Source organism: Pseudomonas sp. Q1-7 (genome assembly GCF_028010285.1).
Classification (GTDB): domain Bacteria; phylum Pseudomonadota; class Gammaproteobacteria; order Pseudomonadales; family Pseudomonadaceae; genus Metapseudomonas.
The window spans coordinates 2,838,507-2,853,346 of sequence record NZ_CP116304.1; the positions used below are offsets into that span (position 1 = coordinate 2,838,507).

The 14,840-nt window shown below is 65.3% G+C and carries 12 protein-coding genes; 1 reads left to right on the top strand and 11 read right to left on the bottom strand.

The window, feature by feature from the left end; genetic code table 11:
• Position 1 precedes the first annotated feature (1 nt).
• Positions 2-292 (top strand): hypothetical protein, encoded by a 291-nt coding sequence (locus PJW05_RS13005; RefSeq protein ID WP_271412108.1) that lies wholly within the window; start codon positions 2-4, stop codon positions 290-292.
• Between the two features lie 204 nt (positions 293-496).
• On the opposite strand, the gene PJW05_RS13010 is transcribed toward PJW05_RS13005, so the two are convergent.
• From PJW05_RS13010 to PJW05_RS13060, 11 genes are all read right to left on the bottom strand, one after another.
• Positions 497-961: a hypothetical protein gene (locus PJW05_RS13010; protein WP_271412109.1), complete on the bottom strand. Its 465-nt coding sequence runs from the start codon at positions 959-961 to the stop codon at positions 497-499.
• A gap of 369 nt (positions 962-1,330) precedes the next feature.
• Positions 1,331-1,513 (bottom strand): hypothetical protein, encoded by a 183-nt coding sequence (locus PJW05_RS13015; RefSeq protein WP_271412110.1) that lies wholly within the window; start codon positions 1,511-1,513, stop codon positions 1,331-1,333.
• Between the two features lie 103 nt (positions 1,514-1,616).
• Entirely contained in the window at positions 1,617-2,246 is a 630-nt protein-coding gene (locus PJW05_RS13020) for an SCO family protein (RefSeq protein WP_271412111.1), read from the bottom strand.
• 19 nt (positions 2,247-2,265) lie between these two features.
• Positions 2,266-4,032, bottom strand: coding sequence for a multicopper oxidase family protein (locus tag PJW05_RS13025; RefSeq protein WP_271412112.1), 1,767 nt, complete (start codon positions 4,030-4,032; stop codon positions 2,266-2,268).
• A gap of 355 nt (positions 4,033-4,387) precedes the next feature.
• Positions 4,388-4,942 (bottom strand): hypothetical protein, encoded by a 555-nt coding sequence (locus PJW05_RS13030; protein ID WP_271412113.1) that lies wholly within the window; start codon positions 4,940-4,942, stop codon positions 4,388-4,390.
• Positions 4,943-5,295: 353 nt separating this feature from the next.
• Complete coding sequence (gcvT, locus tag PJW05_RS13035) at positions 5,296-6,414, bottom strand: glycine cleavage system aminomethyltransferase GcvT (RefSeq protein ID WP_271412114.1); 1,119 nt, start codon at positions 6,412-6,414, stop codon at positions 5,296-5,298.
• A gap of 94 nt (positions 6,415-6,508) precedes the next feature.
• Positions 6,509-7,885 carry an L-serine ammonia-lyase gene (locus tag PJW05_RS13040; RefSeq protein ID WP_271412115.1) on the bottom strand — a complete coding sequence of 459 codons (1,377 nt, stop codon included), beginning with the start codon at positions 7,883-7,885 and terminating at the stop codon, positions 6,509-6,511.
• A gap of 157 nt (positions 7,886-8,042) precedes the next feature.
• Complete coding sequence (gene gcvP / locus PJW05_RS13045; protein WP_271412116.1) at positions 8,043-10,907, bottom strand: aminomethyl-transferring glycine dehydrogenase; 2,865 nt, start codon at positions 10,905-10,907, stop codon at positions 8,043-8,045.
• 9 nt (positions 10,908-10,916) lie between these two features.
• Positions 10,917-11,294 (bottom strand): glycine cleavage system protein GcvH, encoded by a 378-nt coding sequence (gcvH, locus tag PJW05_RS13050; RefSeq protein ID WP_271412117.1) that lies wholly within the window; start codon positions 11,292-11,294, stop codon positions 10,917-10,919.
• A 512-nt stretch (positions 11,295-11,806) separates the two neighbouring features.
• A complete protein-coding gene (locus PJW05_RS13055; protein WP_271412118.1) occupies positions 11,807-13,330 on the bottom strand; it encodes a sigma-54-dependent transcriptional regulator in 1,524 nt (507 codons plus the stop codon).
• Positions 13,331-13,473: 143 nt separating this feature from the next.
• A complete protein-coding gene (locus PJW05_RS13060; protein WP_271410199.1) occupies positions 13,474-14,805 on the bottom strand; it encodes an IS4 family transposase in 1,332 nt (443 codons plus the stop codon).
• Positions 14,806-14,840 lie beyond the last annotated feature (35 nt).

Here is a 14,840-nt window from a genome sequence, read left to right on the forward strand (position 1 = left end):
CATGTCCCCTCTGAAGAAACTCGCGCTCGTCGGCCTCGTGGCCCTGCCGCTGGCGGGCTGCCTGAAAGACGAGCCCATCGACCAGGCAGTGCTTTGCACGTACAGCACCGATGCCGAGGCCAAGCTGTGCAAGCCCGGCCAGTTGTCCTGGTTCAAGGCGGGCAAGGCAATCAACCAGGCATTGCCGCTGAGCGTGGCGGCGGCCTACTGCGATTTCAATCATCAGGTGATGTACAACGAGGCGGGGGTGATCTGCGTGTTCACCGACAAGCGCCTGAGCCTGGTGAAGTAGGAGCGAATTCATTCGCGATCGGTCAGCGCCGCTGGCCCCTGTACCTTCTGGTGGCAAACCTGCAGTTCGCCTTCGCGATTGAAATCGCTCCCACAGGCCATCGGTTTTGCCTGCCCCAAAAAGAAAGAAGGCGCCACAAGTGGCGCCTTCTGCCTTTCGAGGTGCATACGTCATGGATTGCCTGCCTCTGAACTGCTCCGGGAATCAGCTGATGCGGTTGGCGCCAGTACGATCGGCACCGCCTTCGGCTACACGCAGGGACTGGGAGCGCTCGGAACCGTTTTCAGCAACATCGAAGGCCTTGGTGCGGTCGGAGCCACCTTCGGCTACGCGCAGGGACTGGGAACGCTCGGAACCGTTCTCGGCGACGTCGAAGGCCTTGGTGCGATCGGAGCCGCCTTCAGCCACGCGCAGGGACTGGGAACGCTCGGAACCGTTTTCGGCGACATCGAAGGCCTTGGTGCGGTCAGAGCCGCCTTCAGCCACGCGCAGCGACTGGGAGCGCTCGGAACCGTTCTCGGCGACGCGGAAGGCGTTGGTACGGTCGGAGCCACCTTCGGCAACGCGGTGGATGCTGGTGCGGTCAGCGCCACCCTCGGCAACGGACAGTGCGAAAGCGGAAGCGGACAGGCTGGCGATGAACAGGCTGGCGAGGATTTGCTTTTTCATTTTGGTCACCTTGGTTAGAGGGGGTTGGAATTCGTCTACGGGGCCCATCTTACGGATGTGATTTCGATGAAGAAGTGATGCTGCGTGATGGTTACCATCGACGCCGATGATAGTTGTATGGATGCTAATAAAAACAATATGTTAGGCGATCAATTGGGTCGTTGTTGTGGAATGTTGAAAGGCCTTTTCCGTAAATTGTTATAATCGATTTATTAGATGTGTATGCCTGATGAACCTCACCGGTTAGTCAGATCCGGGCCGGACGGGGCTGGGCAGGTGGGAGTCTTCTCGGGCAGGAGGCTGCAGGCCGGGCGTGGGATCCGGCCTGCGAATGGGGTCGCCTGGGGCGGGGCTGGATTGCGTGGGCGGTCAGCGCTTGCCCATGGAGCGACGGGAGCCACGGGGCGGCGGATGGAGCCGTTGGCCGCGGTCGTGGCCCTTGAGCGTCTGATGCCAGGGGATGTTCTGCTTCGTCGGCTTGGCGGGAACGTTTTCGGCGGACGGGGTTTCCTGCGGCTGGGCGTCGGCCGGGTCGTGGTCTTGGCTGGTCATGCTGTTCTGCTCGTTTCGGGCTTGGCCCTGGGCGGGCCGGAGGCGCGCATCATACACCACGGCCTTGCGGGCAGCCTCCGGGATGGCCCGGAGGCTGCGTTCGTCAGACGGGTTGCTGATGGCCGGTGAGCGACACGCGCGGATCCACATGGTTGATGGTGTACAGGATGTGCTCCGGGGCTGTCAGGGAGGGAACCATGGTCCAGCGATTGATGGGCTCATTGCCAACCCGAACCATGCCGGTGTGGGTGAACTGATTGGCGTCCACTTCCGGTTCGATGTCATAGAAGCCCAGCGCATAGCGCAGTGCGTACATGTCCTGCGGGTCGCCGGTGAAGAAGTCCCAGTTCGGTCCGAGCCGGTAGCGCTCGATGTACTCCCGCAGGTGCCTGGGCTGATCCAGCTCAGGTTGTAGCGTCAGGGAATACATGAAGACGTCACGGCCCAGGCGGTCGCCGAGCATCCGTTGCACACCACGGAGATTGGCGATCGAGGTGGGGCAGGTTGCGCCGCAGTTGGTGTACATCATGTTGAGGACCACCACCTTTCCGCGCACCAGGTCGTCATAGAAGGCAAACCGGCGTCCGTCCTGATTGAACAGGGGCGTGTTCGGCAGGTCGAGGGTGCCGGGGCCGCTCACCTTGGGCGCCTGTCGCCCGCTCAGGGCGCCGTGGGCCAGCAATCCCAGCATCCCCACGCCAAGTCCGCCGATGAGGTATCTGCGAGTGTTCATCTGGAGTTCCTCCCGGCGTCTATTCGACATCGAAACGCAGCATCATCGCGTGGTCTTCGTGGATCAGGTTGTGGCAATGCATCACATACTTGCCCCCGTAGTCCCTGAAGCGGATGAAGATGCGGACGGTCTCTTTTTCATTGATGACATACACGTCCTTGCGCCCCTGCTCGTGGGCTGGAATGGGCAGTTGTTTGCCGTTGCGCTGGCGCGACAGGATGCGCCCTTCCTCCAGGTGGATATGAATGGGGTGGGACCAGCCGTCGTCTATGTTGATCAGCTCCCAGATCTCGCCGCGCCCCTTGGGTACCTTGAATCGCGGCGCGTAGACATTGACGAACTCGCCGTTGATGGCCCACATGTTCTGCCGGCGCTCGAAGACGAAACGGCGCACTGGCGCGGCAGCCACTTCCGCCGGGTCCAGGGGAGGCAGCGGACGCAGGTCGGCCGGGACCAGGCTCAGGTCCTGGGCGGAGGGCCAGCGGTCCACCAGGATCTTCAGTACCCGCACACCCGGGTCCCTGGCGCGTCGCGGTAGTCGCGTCTCGATCTGCTCCATCCGGTTGACCAGGTAGAGGGTGGTTCCTACCAGGTACTTGGAGAAATCCACGACGATATCCGCCCGCTCGGCCACGCCCAGGGTGATGTTCTGCATGTTCAGGATGGGGTGGGGGAGCAGGTTGCCGTCGTTGGCGATGTAGGTGAATTTCTGCTTGATGTTGTTGGGGTTCACCAGGGCGAAGTCGTAGAAGCGGCTCGGCCCGGTGTTCAGCAGGCGGAACCGATAGCGGCGCGCGGCCACCCTCAGCACCGGCTCGATCATGCCGTTCACCAGGACCTTGTCCCCCAGCACGCCTTCGGGGTTCACCTGGTCGTAATAGAGCCGGCCCGCGGCGTCGAACAGACGGTCGGCGAAATTCAACGGGTAGTCGTAAGGATGGCTGGGCAGCCGCAGTGCGCCCGGCGTCGCGTCGCCTTCGTCGCCAGAGTCCAGGTGGTCGTAGAGGAAGTAGAAACCGGCCAGGCCCCGGTACAGGTTGGGCGCCGTGAAGTCCAGGGTGTGGTCGTGGTAGAAGAGCGTGCCCAGCGCCTCGCGGTAATCGCCCGGGCTGTTGGGCGGGGTGTTGAATCCGGCGTAGGCATTGGGGTACAGCTGGTCTCTGAACTTGCCGGGGGCTGTGAGATTGGGGCCTGCCTTGGTGGCGCTGTAGTAGTCGCCGGGGAAACCATCGCTTTCCGAGCCGCAATGCATGTTGTGCAGGTGGGTGGAGATTTCAGGGGTGCCGAAGCCGGTGTGGTTGGCCGGCAGGTCGTTATGGATGCGACAGAGCATCGGCGTCCCGTAATGGGCCATCACCGTGGCGCTGAACTCATCGGTGGGTGTATTGGCGGCTCGATAGGTCCAGACCTTCTGCTTCGGATAGGAGGGGTTGAACACCCAGTCGTATTCCTGTGCCCGCAACTCGTAGTACTCGGCTCCGGGGCGGAATCGCGCCCAGTGCTGATGGCGCCCGCGCCCGGCTTCGCCGCCCGTCACGTTGGCGAACTCGGTAGGCGCGGGGTTCAGGTAGGGCACGCTGGCTGCTGGCACGATCTGGTTCGGCAGTCGCATCACCCAGGGTTGGGTCGCCGGACTGGCAGTCGGAATCGCCGCCTCGCTACTGGGGGCCTTCAACAGGGCGGGCGTCGCGGCCGCCAGGGCCGACAGCTTGAGGAAATCCCGTCGGGTTTCGTTATCCAACCTGTCTTTCTTGTTCTCCGGTTGTTGCGAGTCTTTGCCTTTCATGGATGTGCTCCACCTCCCCTTCGCGAACTCGTGTGAACGGCCCGCCCGTGGATGCAGTGCTCCAGGGCTGATTTTCCCCATCCGTTCGCACGAAGGTGCAGGCCGCCAGTGGATCGGCTCGCGCGGCCAATGCGCCAATAAGTCGACTAAAGACTTCTCACTTGGCGAGCGCAATTGGCGGAATGACAATAATTTGCCGCATATGCTGGCCAGTGGCTTCTGGCTCTAGGCGCGCCACCGAATGTTGCAAAATATTTCGCGAAGACGGGCGGCAGCGAACGGAGGGCGGGCGGTAGAGCGGTTTCGCGAGAGGGCGGCGACCGGAAGAAGGGCGAGTCCGGCCGCCGTCGGGGGGTTACTTGTACTTGTCGTGGAACAGGGCGATCTGTTTGACCGGCTTGGGTTCTTCCTTGCCCAGTACGTAGACCACGCGCTGACCTTCCGGACCGCCACCGATGTCGACGTAGCTGAAGGTGGGTTCGCCGATCTTGTACATGTCCATCATGTCGCCGTAACGGCTGAACACGTAGATGACGCCGTCTTCGTCGCGCAGTTCGCCGTAGAACGGCTGGGCCGGCGGCAGGCTGACGTCGAGGAAGCGCTTGGCGGAGAGGGTGTCGGGGTTCTTGCCCTGGTCGGCGGCCTTCAGTACCAGGGCGATGTCGCGGCCGAAGCCGTCCTTCGCGCCAGTGCTCTGTTTGACGGGGGCGGAGCCGCTTTTCACGAATTCACGGTAAGTGGCGTAGTCGTCGAAGAGGAACAACTCCTTCTCGGTGCGGATCTGATACCAGTCTTCATTGTCCAGGGCCGCCGGCTTGGCTGGAGCCGGAGCCTGCATGGCGCAGGCACCGAGGGTGGCGGCCAGCAGGGCGGCGGCCAGGGGCTTGAACAGGTTCTTCTTGTGGTTCATCGGAGGTCCTCCCCAGGAAAGTGGAGCAGAGAATCTGCCTGCGGCGGATGACCGATTGATGACGGGTTCATGTCGCGATGATGAAGCTCAAGAATCTTTGTTTTTCAATAATTTGGCGGCGTTTCTTGTAGGAGCGAATTCATTCGCGAAGGGGCGCGCAGCGAGCCGTTTCGACGTATCGCGAAGGGTTCGTTGGTGCGCAGGGTGTCGGCAAAAAACAGAGTTACCGGTGCGCACGACGCACCCTCCGGATGCCGGCTCGTAATCAGTCCGGCGCTTAAGAAAAAGGGTGAAGGATTTCTCCTTCACCCTGTTAAGGCCCCGCCGTGGCGGGGCAGTCGAGGGACTCGGGTTCAGCCGCGGTAGTAGCGCTGCGGCACGAAGGGGGTCTTGGCGACTTTCATCGCCACGCGCTTGCCGCGCACCAGGGCCCAGACCTCGGTGTCCAGGGCGGCCTGCTCGGCGGCCAGGTAACCCATGGCCACCGGCGCGCCCAGGCTGGGGCCGAAGCCGCCGCTGGACACGCGGCCGATCACCGCGCCCGCGGCGTCGACGATTTCCGCGCCTTCGCGCACCGGCACGCGCTCCTGGGGCAGCAGGCCGACGCGCTTCTCGGCGACGCCGTCGCGCTGCTGGGCGAAGAGGCGCCCGGCGCCGGGGAAGTTGCCGGCGCGCACGCCGTCGGCGCGGCGGGCCTTGGAGATGGCCCAGGCCAGGCTGGCCTCGATGGGGGTGGTGGCGCTGCTCATGTCGTGGCCGTAGAGGCACAGGCCGGCTTCCAGGCGCAGCGAGTCGCGGGCGCCGAGGCCGATCGGCTGGACTTCCGGCTGGGCCAGCAGGGTGCGCGCCAGGGCCTCGGCCTGGGCCGCGGGCACGGAGATCTCGTAGCCGTCTTCGCCGGTGTAGCCGGAGCGGCTGACGAAGCATTCGACGCCTTCCAGGCGCACGCTGCCGAACTGCATGAAGGTCATCTTCTGCACTTCCGGCGCCAGGCGGCCGAGCACTTCGACGGCGGCGGGACCCTGCAGGGCGAGCAGCGCGCGGGACTCGAACAGCGACTCGATCGCGCACTGCTCGCCGAGGTGCTGCCGGAGGTGGGCCAGGTCCTGTTCCTTGCAGGCGGCGTTGACCACCAGGAACAACTGGTCTTCGGCCAGGCGGGCGACCATCAGGTCGTCGAGGATGCCGCCGTTGTCGTCGGTGAACAGCGCGTAGCGCTGGGTGCCCACCGGCAGGTCGAGGATGTCCACCGGCACCAGGCTTTCCAGGGCGCGGGCGGCATGCTCGCCACGCAGGAGGATCTGGCCCATGTGGGAGACGTCGAACAGGCCGGCCTGCTCGCGGGTGTGCAGGTGCTCCTTGAGCACGCCGAGGGGGTACTGCACCGGCATGGCGTAGCCGGCGAAGGGCACCATGCGGGCGCCGAGTTCGAGGTGCAGGGCGTGCAGCGGGGTTTGGGCGAGGTCGGTCATGTAGGGCTCCAGTCAAATTCGGTACGGGGCGAGGCATCCCTCACCCTCGGCCCCTCTCCTGCTTCCGGGAGAGGGCTGGGGAGAGGGTGCTTCTTCAGCATTCGATGATGTTCACGGCGAGGCCGCCGCGGGCGGTTTCCTTGTATTTGCTCTTCATATCGGCACCGGTCTGGCGCATGGTGCGGATGACCTTGTCGAGGGAAATGAAGTGCTGGCCGTCGCCGCGCAGGGCCATGCGCGCAGCGTTGATGGCCTTTACCGAGCCCATGGCGTTGCGCTCGATGCAGGGCACCTGGACCAGCCCGCCGACCGGGTCGCAGGTCAGGCCGAGGTTGTGCTCCATGCCGATCTCGGCGGCGTTCTCCACCTGCTGCGGGGTGCCACCGAGGACTTCGCAGAGGGCGCCGGCGGCCATGGAGCAGGCCACGCCGACTTCGCCCTGGCAGCCGACTTCGGCGCCGGAAATGGAGGCGTTTTCCTTGTAGAGGATGCCGATGGCGGCGGCGGTGAGCAGGAAGCGCTCGACGCCGTCGTCGTTGGCGCCGGGCACGAAGCGACTGTAGTAGTGCAGCACCGCCGGGACGATGCCCGCCGCGCCATTGGTGGGCGCGGTGACCACGCGGCCGCCGGTGGCGTTCTCCTCGTTCACCGCCAGGGCGTAGAGGTTGACCCAGTCGAGCACGCTGAGGCTGTCCTTGAGGGCGGCCTCCGGGCGCTCGCTGAGCTGGCGGTAGAGGGCGGCGGCGCGGCGCTTGACCTTGAGTCCGCCGGGCATGATGCCTTCCTTGCGGCAGCCGGTCTTCACGCAGTCCTGCATCACTTGCCAGATCTTCATCAGGCCAGCGCTGGTGTCCTCGGGACGGCGCCAGGCCTTTTCGTTCTCGCGCATCAAGTCGCTGATGGCGAGGCCGCTGGCGGTGCAGTGGGCGAGCATTTCCTTGGCCGTCTTGAAGGGGTAGGGCAACGGCGTGCGGTCTTCGACGATGCGGTCGAGGCCGGCGGCTTCCTCATCCACCACAAAGCCGCCGCCCACCGAGTAGTACTCGCGGGAACGGATCTGGATGCCGGCGTCGTCGAAGGCGCGGAAGATCATGCCGTTGGGGTGGTAGGGCAAGGGCTTCCTGATCATCGCCAGGTGTTCCTTTTCCACGAAGTGGATCGGCTTCTCGCCGCCCAGGCGCAGTTCGCCGCGCTGGCGGATGGCCGCCAGGCGTTCATCCACGCCTTCGGTATCCACGGTGTCCGGCTGCTCGCCTTCCAGGCCGAGCAACACGGCCTTGTCGCTGCCGTGGCCCTTGCCGGTGGCGCCGAGGGAGCCGTAGAGCTCCACCTTCAGGCTGTGGGTGTCGGCCAGCAGACCTTCCCGGCGCAGGCCATCGACGAAGCGCGCGGCGGCGCGCATCGGGCCTACGGTGTGGGAGCTGGAGGGGCCGATGCCAATCTTGAACAGGTCGAAGACACTGAGGGACATGTCGCGCTCCTGAGCGTGTGCTCGGCGTTTCTTATTAGTCAGCGTAGACAGCTCGACGGATCGGGACCGAGGGCCCGACCGCCGCGCGTCAATGGTGAGTCTCGACCTGCGGGAGCAAATTCATTCGCGAATGAATTCGCTCCCACGGACGGTCGGGTCAGGCGTCCTGGTAGGCCTCGATGGACGGGCAGGCGCAGACCAGGTTGCGGTCGCCGTAGACGTTGTCGACGCGGCCCACCGGCGGCCAGTACTTGCCGTCCACCAGGCTGGCGGTGGGGTACACGGCGAGTTCGCGGCTGTAGCGGTGGGGCCACTCGCCGACCAGCTCCTGCGCGGTGTGCGGGGCGTTCTTCAGCGGGTTGTCGTCCCGGTCCAGTTCGCCGCTTTCCACCGCGCGGATTTCCTCGCGGATGCGGATCATGGCGTCGCAGAAGCGGTCCAGCTCTTCCTTCGACTCGCTCTCGGTGGGCTCGATCATCAGGGTGCCGGGCACCGGGAAGGACATGGTCGGCGCGTGGAAGCCGTAGTCGATCAGGCGCTTGGCGACGTCGTCGACGCTGATGCCGCTGGTTTCCTTGAGCGGGCGCAGGTCGAGGATGCACTCGTGGGCCACCAGGCCATCGGCGCCGCTGTAGAGCACCGGGTAGTGCTCTTCCAGGCGGCGGGCGATGTAGTTGGCGTTGAGGATCGCCAGCTGGGTGGCGCGGCGCAGGCCGTCGCCGCCCATCATGCGGATGTACATCCAGGTGATCGGCAGGATGCTGGCGCTGCCGAAGGGCGCGGCGCTGACCGCGCCGTCCTTGCGCGCCATCTGCGCGTGGCCGGGGAGGAAGGGTGCCAGGTGGGCCTTCACGCCGATCGGGCCGACGCCCGGGCCGCCACCGCCGTGGGGGATGCAGAAGGTCTTGTGCAGGTTCAGGTGGGACACGTCGCCGCCGAACTGGCCCGGGGCGCAGAGGCCGACCATGGCGTTCATGTTGGCGCCGTCGATGTACACCTGGCCGCCGTTGGCGTGGATGATCTCGCAGATCTCGCGGATGCCTTCCTCGAACACGCCGTGGGTGGAGGGGTAGGTGATCATGATCGCGGCGAGGCGGTCCTTGTGCTCCTCGGCCTTGGCCTTGAGGTCGGCGATGTCGACGTTGCCGCGGGCATCGCAGGCGGTCACCACCACGCGCATGCCGACCATGCTGGCGGTGGCCGGGTTGGTGCCGTGGGCCGATTGCGGGATCAGGCAGATGTCGCGCTGGTCGTCGCCCCGGCTCTGGTGGTAGGCGCGGATCGCCAGCAGGCCGGCGTACTCGCCCTGGGAGCCGGCGTTGGGCTGCAGGGACACGGCGTCATAGCCGGTGGCCTGGCAGAGCATGGCTTCCAGTTCGGTGGTCAGTTCCTGGTAGCCGGCGCTCTGCTCGGCGGGGGCGAAGGGGTGCAGGGCGCCGAACTCGGCCCAGGTCACCGGGATCATCTCGCTGGCGGCGTTCAGCTTCATGGTGCAGGAGCCCAGCGGGATCATGCTGCGGTCCAGCGCCAGGTCCTTGTCGGCGAGCTTGCGCAGGTAGCGCATCAGCTCGGTTTCCGAGTGGTAGCGGTTGAACACCGGGTGGCTGAGGATCGCGCTCTGGCGCAGCAGGGCGGCCGGCAGGCGGCTGGCGACGGACGCGGCGAGGGCGGCGAAGTCCGGCAGGGCCTGGCCGTTGGCGAAGATCGCCCAGAGGGCCTCGACGTCGGCCTGGGTGGTGGTTTCGTCGAGGGACAGGCCGAGGCGGTTGGCGTCCACTTCCCGCAGGTTGATGCGCTGGGCGCGGGCCTTACCGTGCCGCTCGGCGGTCTGCTCGCCGGTGGCCAGGGTCAGGGTGTCGAAGAAGTGCTGCTGCTCGACGCTGACGCCGAGCTGGGCCAGGCCGTCGGCCAGGATCGCGGTCAGCTGGTGCACGCGACGGGCGATGCGGGTCAGGCCCTGCGGACCGTGGTAGACGGCGTACATGCTGGCGATGTTGGCCAGCAGCACCTGGGCGGTGCAGATGTTGCTGGTGGCCTTCTCGCGGCGGATGTGCTGCTCGCGGGTCTGCATCGCCAGGCGCAGGGCCGGCTGGCCGTGGCGGTCGATGGAGACGCCGACCAGGCGGCCGGGCATGTCGCGCTTGAAGCTGTCGCGGGTGGCGAAGTAGGCCGCGTGCGGGCCGCCGAAGCCCAGCGGCACGCCGAAGCGCTGGGCGCTGCCGAGGGCGACGTCGGCGCCGAACTCGCCGGGCGGGGTCAGCAGGGTCAGGGCCAGCAGGTCGGCGGCCACGGCCACCAGGGCGTTGGCGGCGTGCAAGCGCTCCACCAGTGCGCGGTAGTCGAAGATGTCGCCGTCGGCGGCCGGGTACTGCAGCAGGGCGCCGAAGTAGGCGCTGGCATCGCCGATCTCGCGCTCGTCGCCGATCACCACCTCGATTCCCAGGGGCTCGGCGCGGGTGCGCAGCACGTCGAGGGTCTGCGGGTGGCAGTGCCGGGAGGCGAAGAAGGCGTTGCTGGCCTTGTTCTTCGACAGGCGCTTGCAGAAGGTCATGGCCTCGGCGGCGGCGGTGCCTTCGTCGAGCAGCGAGGCGTTGGCCACCGGCAGGCCGGAGAGGTCGCTGACCAGGGTCTGGAAGTTCAGCAGGGCTTCCAGGCGGCCCTGGGAGATTTCCGGCTGGTAGGGGGTGTAGGCGGTGTACCAGGCGGGGTTTTCCAGCAGGTTGCGCAGGATCGGGCTGGGGGTGTGGCAGGGGTAGTAGCCCTGGCCGATATGGCTCTTGAACAGCTGGTTCTTGGCGGCGATGGCCTTGATCGCGGCGAGGGCTTCGGCCTCGCCCTGGCCGGCCGGCAGGTCGAGCACGCTGGTGCCCTTGATGCTGGCGGGAATGACGCTGGCGGTCAGGGCTTCGAGATCATCGAGGCCGAGCAGTTGCAGCATGGCCTGGATGTCGGCTTCGCGCGGGCCGATATGGCGGGCGATGAATTCGTTGGTGGTGGCCAGGGCCGGGGTTTCGATGCTCATGGACGTTCCTCAGCCGTTGGCTTTCAGCAGGTTTTCGTAGCCGGCCTGGTCGAGGAGGCCGTCGAGGACGCTGGAGTCGGCCAGCTGCATGCGGAAGAACCAGCCCTTGTCGAGGGGGGATTCGTTGACCAGTTCGGGGCTATCCACCAGTTGCGGGTTGATTTCCACCACTTCGCCGTCCAGCGGCATGACGATGTTGCTGGCAGCCTTCACCGATTCCAGCACCGCGACTTCCTCGCCCTTGGCGTAGGCCTGCAGCTCCGGGAGCTGGACGAAGACCACGTCGCCCAGCGCATCCTGCGCGTACTCGGTAATACCGACGGTCACGCGACCGTCTTGTTCAAGGCGCAGCCACTCGTGGTCGGCGGTGAAACGCAATTCGCTCATTCTTGGTCCTCAACTCGTATGACGCGCCTGTTTCTTCTGCCAGACGCTTGGCCCCGCACGCGGTCATGGCCGCGCGCTGTTGCCCGCCCTTTTAGCAAGGGGAGTGCCAGGAGCGTGAAAGCCTTTGAAAACGGGAGCTTGGACGTATTTCGACAGAAATTACGTAAGGTTTTGTGTAGCGAAATCGCTACGGAGTGTGGCGGGGGTGATGGTGAGTCGTTAGTTGAGCTAGGTGTGGCGCGGGCTGCAGGTGTTCGTTACGGAATCGTTACGCTGTAGTGATTTCGATACGGTGCGTAGAGTGCTGCGGATCGTTTTATTTAAAATCAGCAAGTTACACGCATTTTATCGCGTAAAAGGTGAGAAGTGAGACCGTAGGATGGGTAGAGCGAAGCGAAACCCATGCTGTCTGGAGATGGAGGCGATGGGTTTCGCAGGCTCTACCCATCCTACGGGACGAGTATGTATATCGATTTAAATCAAATAGTTGAGCATTTAATCCAGAAACAGGATCAGCTTTTCCCCGGAATGCCGTACTTGCGCAGCCGGTGGGCAATGGCTGTGTGGGACGTCTGCAGGCGCGCGGCGAGTTGGCGGGTCGAGGGGTAGGTGACGAACAGCTTTTCCAGCAGCGCCCGCTCGAAGTTCTCCACCGCTTCTTCGAGGCTGTTCACCTCGCCGTCGCTTTCCCGCGCCACGGCGGTGCCGGCGATATCCAGGTCGCCGATCTCCACCAGGCTGCTCTCGCAGATGGCGGCAGCGCGGAAGACCACGTTCTGCAGCTGGCGCACATTGCCCGGCCAGCGGTTGCCGAGCAGGGCCTGGAAGGTGCCGGGGGCCAGGCGGCAGGGCGGTCGCTGGATCTGGGTGCAGGCCTGCTGCATGAAGAAGCGGGCCAGCAGGAGGATGTCCTGGCCGCGCTCGCGCAGGGGCGGCACTTCCAGGTTGAGCACATTGAGGCGATAGAAGAGGTCTTCGCGGAAGGTGCCTTCGCCGACCATCTTCTCCAGGTCGCGGTGGGTGGCGCTGAGGATGCGCACGTCTACCTTGATCTCGCGGTCGCCGCCGACCCGGCGGAAGCTGCCGTCGCTGAGGAAGCGCAGCAGCTTGGCCTGCAGGTAGGGCGACATTTCGCCGATTTCGTCGAGGAATACCGTGCCCTGGTGGGCCAGTTCCAGCAGGCCCGGCTTGCCGCCACGCTGGGCGCCGGTGAAGGCGCCTGGGGCGTAGCCGAACAGCTCGCTCTCGGCCAGGTTCTCCGGCAGCGCGGCGCAGTTCAGGGCGAGGAAGGGCTGGTTGCGGCGCGTGCTGGCGGCGTGGCAGGCGCGCGCCACCAGTTCCTTGCCGGTGCCGGTTTCACCGCGGATCAGCAGTGGCGCATCCAGGGACGCTACGCGCTGGGCGCGGGCCTTGAGGGTGGCCATGGGGGCCGAATCCCCGAGCAGCGCATCGAAGCCTTCGGCGGCGTGATCGTGGTGCAGCGCGGAGAGGCGTTCACCGATGCGGTTCGGTGGGTAGAGGGTGAGCAGGGCGCCCGTCAGGTGGTCGCCTTCGGTGATGGGGACGGCGTCCAGCAGCAGCGTCTGGCCCTTGAGGGTGATTTCCCGCAGCGGCAGGCGGAAACCCTGCTGCAGCAGCGTGTGGTGCAGGCTGTCATCGCCGAACAGCCGGGCCAGCGACCAGCCTTCCGGCTCGTCGCCGTAAAGGGCGATCAGTGCCGGGTTGGCGAGCAGGACGCGGCCATCGCTATCCACCGCCAGGACTGGATCGCTCATCGCCGCCAGCAACGCATCCAGCTGCAGGCGCCGGCGCTGGCCGGGGAGGATGTCCACCACCGTCACTTCCTGCACGCCGTGCACGGCATGCAGGGCCTCGCGGAGCTCGTCGAGCACCTCGGGGCTGAGTGTCGGGGCGTCGATGTAGACGTTGGGTGGCACCATTTCCACCGCGTCCAGGTTGAGGTTGCGGCCGCCGAGCAGGGCCAGGACCTCCTGGGTGATGCCGACGCGGTCGATGAAGGTGACGTGAATTCGCATGTGGACGCAGGGCTGGCGATTGGAAGGGGCGAATTATGCCCGGTCCGTCGCGCTTAGGTAACGGGCTGTCGCTTGCGGGTCAGGACGCGAGGGGCTGCACACCGCGTCAGGAATGAAAAAGCCCCGCATCGGCGTAATGCTGTTCACTTAAGCGGAGCAGCCTTGCGGTCCACCGGGTAGCGGGTCTTGGAAATCTTTACCGTCCTGGGTCTTGATGGCTTGGGGCGGTGATCCAGAAACAGTCCGCCAATACCGGCTCGCAACTCCGACAGGCGACGGCCCGTGGCCGAAATCGGGTTGGCCGCCGCCATCACGATCAATTGCACGGCGATATAGTGAGCCACCGGCTTGAAGCGGATGTCGGCGGGTGAGCGGCCGAAGGCGACTGCCGCCTGACCGGCCTCACGGCGGATGATGTTGTAGGCCAGCAACAATCCCCAGACCTCCTGGTAGACCAACGCCTTGACCTTGCTGCGCAGGGTCACCGCATTCTGCTGCAGGGAACTCTTGATGTTCCGGAAACCCAGTTCGATCTCCCAGCGCTCCCGGTACAGTGTGGCGACCGCCTTGGCGCTGTAGCGCTCGGCCGGCAGCGAGGTCAGAACGGTTTTTACCTTGCCCTGGACTTCGTAGCTGACCTCGCGCACCTCCCAGTGCGTGGGTAGGTTCGGGTTACGGTTTCGCGCCTGGGGCGACACCTTCATGCGCAACAGGCGATCCCCTTTGCCATAACGCGTCACTTCCTCGCTGACCAGGCCCTGGCGGGCCGGGATCAACCAATGTCGGTGGTCACCGCCCTTGTTCAACCCCAACAGCAAATCGGCGCTCCAGAACCCCTTGTCGAACAAGGTCACCGAATGGTCGGGAATCTGCTGCACAAAGGCATCGGCCAAGCGCATTTCACTGCGCCGGTATGGGCTCAGCTGGGCATCCAGAATCAAGTGCGAGCGCACATTCATCAGGGCCACGAGCCGCAGCATGGGGAACGGCGTCTGACGGTCAGTGGCGGTATTGCCAGAGCCGAAATGCTCCCGCAGTTCGGGTGTATCCGGGGTGCGCAGCAGTGCACCATCCACCGCCAACACCTGCAGGCCCTGCCAGCTATCGCCGTCATAGCGCTCACACCCCCATTGCTGACCCGTCTGGCGAAACAGCCATTCAACCGGATCGGCCCCCAGCCGTTTGCGTGCCTCGGTGACCCCGCTTCTGGCCAGCAGGTGGCCGGAGGCCAGACCCTGGGCGCAGATGTTCAGGCGCCGCGCCACCTCATGGACCGGCTCGTCGCGGAACAAGGCCATGCCGAGCACCAGCCAGAGCACCTGATCACTGGGCAGGCGCCGGCGGCGGATGGTGGCCTGGGCAGAAAGGTCCAGCGCCGACGCCACCCACTCGATCGGGATGTTTTGGGTGAAAGTGCTCAAGTCGGAGAAGTTGAACAACTCGCCCAGGTCGAGCAACTGCTGTTGAAAGGACATAAAAAATCCGATGCCAGAGGTCTGGCATCGGATTC

Coding starts and splice junctions, on each gene's coding strand:
- PJW05_RS13005 (WP_271412108.1), top strand. CDS start 2: ATGTCCCCTCTGAAGAAACTCGCGCTCGTCGGCCTCGTGGCCCTGCCG.
- PJW05_RS13015 (WP_271412110.1), bottom strand. CDS start 1,513: ATGACCAGCCAAGACCACGACCCGGCCGACGCCCAGCCGCAGGAAACC.
- gcvH (WP_271412117.1), bottom strand. CDS start 11,294: ATGAGCGAATTGCGTTTCACCGCCGACCACGAGTGGCTGCGCCTTGAA.
- PJW05_RS13020 (WP_271412111.1), bottom strand. CDS start 2,246: ATGAACACTCGCAGATACCTCATCGGCGGACTTGGCGTGGGGATGCTG.
- gcvT (WP_271412114.1), bottom strand. CDS start 6,414: ATGACCGACCTCGCCCAAACCCCGCTGCACGCCCTGCACCTCGAACTC.
- PJW05_RS13055 (WP_271412118.1), bottom strand. CDS start 13,330: ATGCGAATTCACGTCACCTTCATCGACCGCGTCGGCATCACCCAGGAG.
- gcvP (WP_271412116.1), bottom strand. CDS start 10,907: ATGAGCATCGAAACCCCGGCCCTGGCCACCACCAACGAATTCATCGCC.
- PJW05_RS13025 (WP_271412112.1), bottom strand. CDS start 4,032: ATGAAAGGCAAAGACTCGCAACAACCGGAGAACAAGAAAGACAGGTTG.
- PJW05_RS13010 (WP_271412109.1), bottom strand. CDS start 961: ATGAAAAAGCAAATCCTCGCCAGCCTGTTCATCGCCAGCCTGTCCGCT.
- PJW05_RS13030 (WP_271412113.1), bottom strand. CDS start 4,942: ATGAACCACAAGAAGAACCTGTTCAAGCCCCTGGCCGCCGCCCTGCTG.
- PJW05_RS13040 (WP_271412115.1), bottom strand. CDS start 7,885: ATGTCCCTCAGTGTCTTCGACCTGTTCAAGATTGGCATCGGCCCCTCC.
- PJW05_RS13060 (WP_271410199.1), bottom strand. CDS start 14,805: ATGTCCTTTCAACAGCAGTTGCTCGACCTGGGCGAGTTGTTCAACTTC.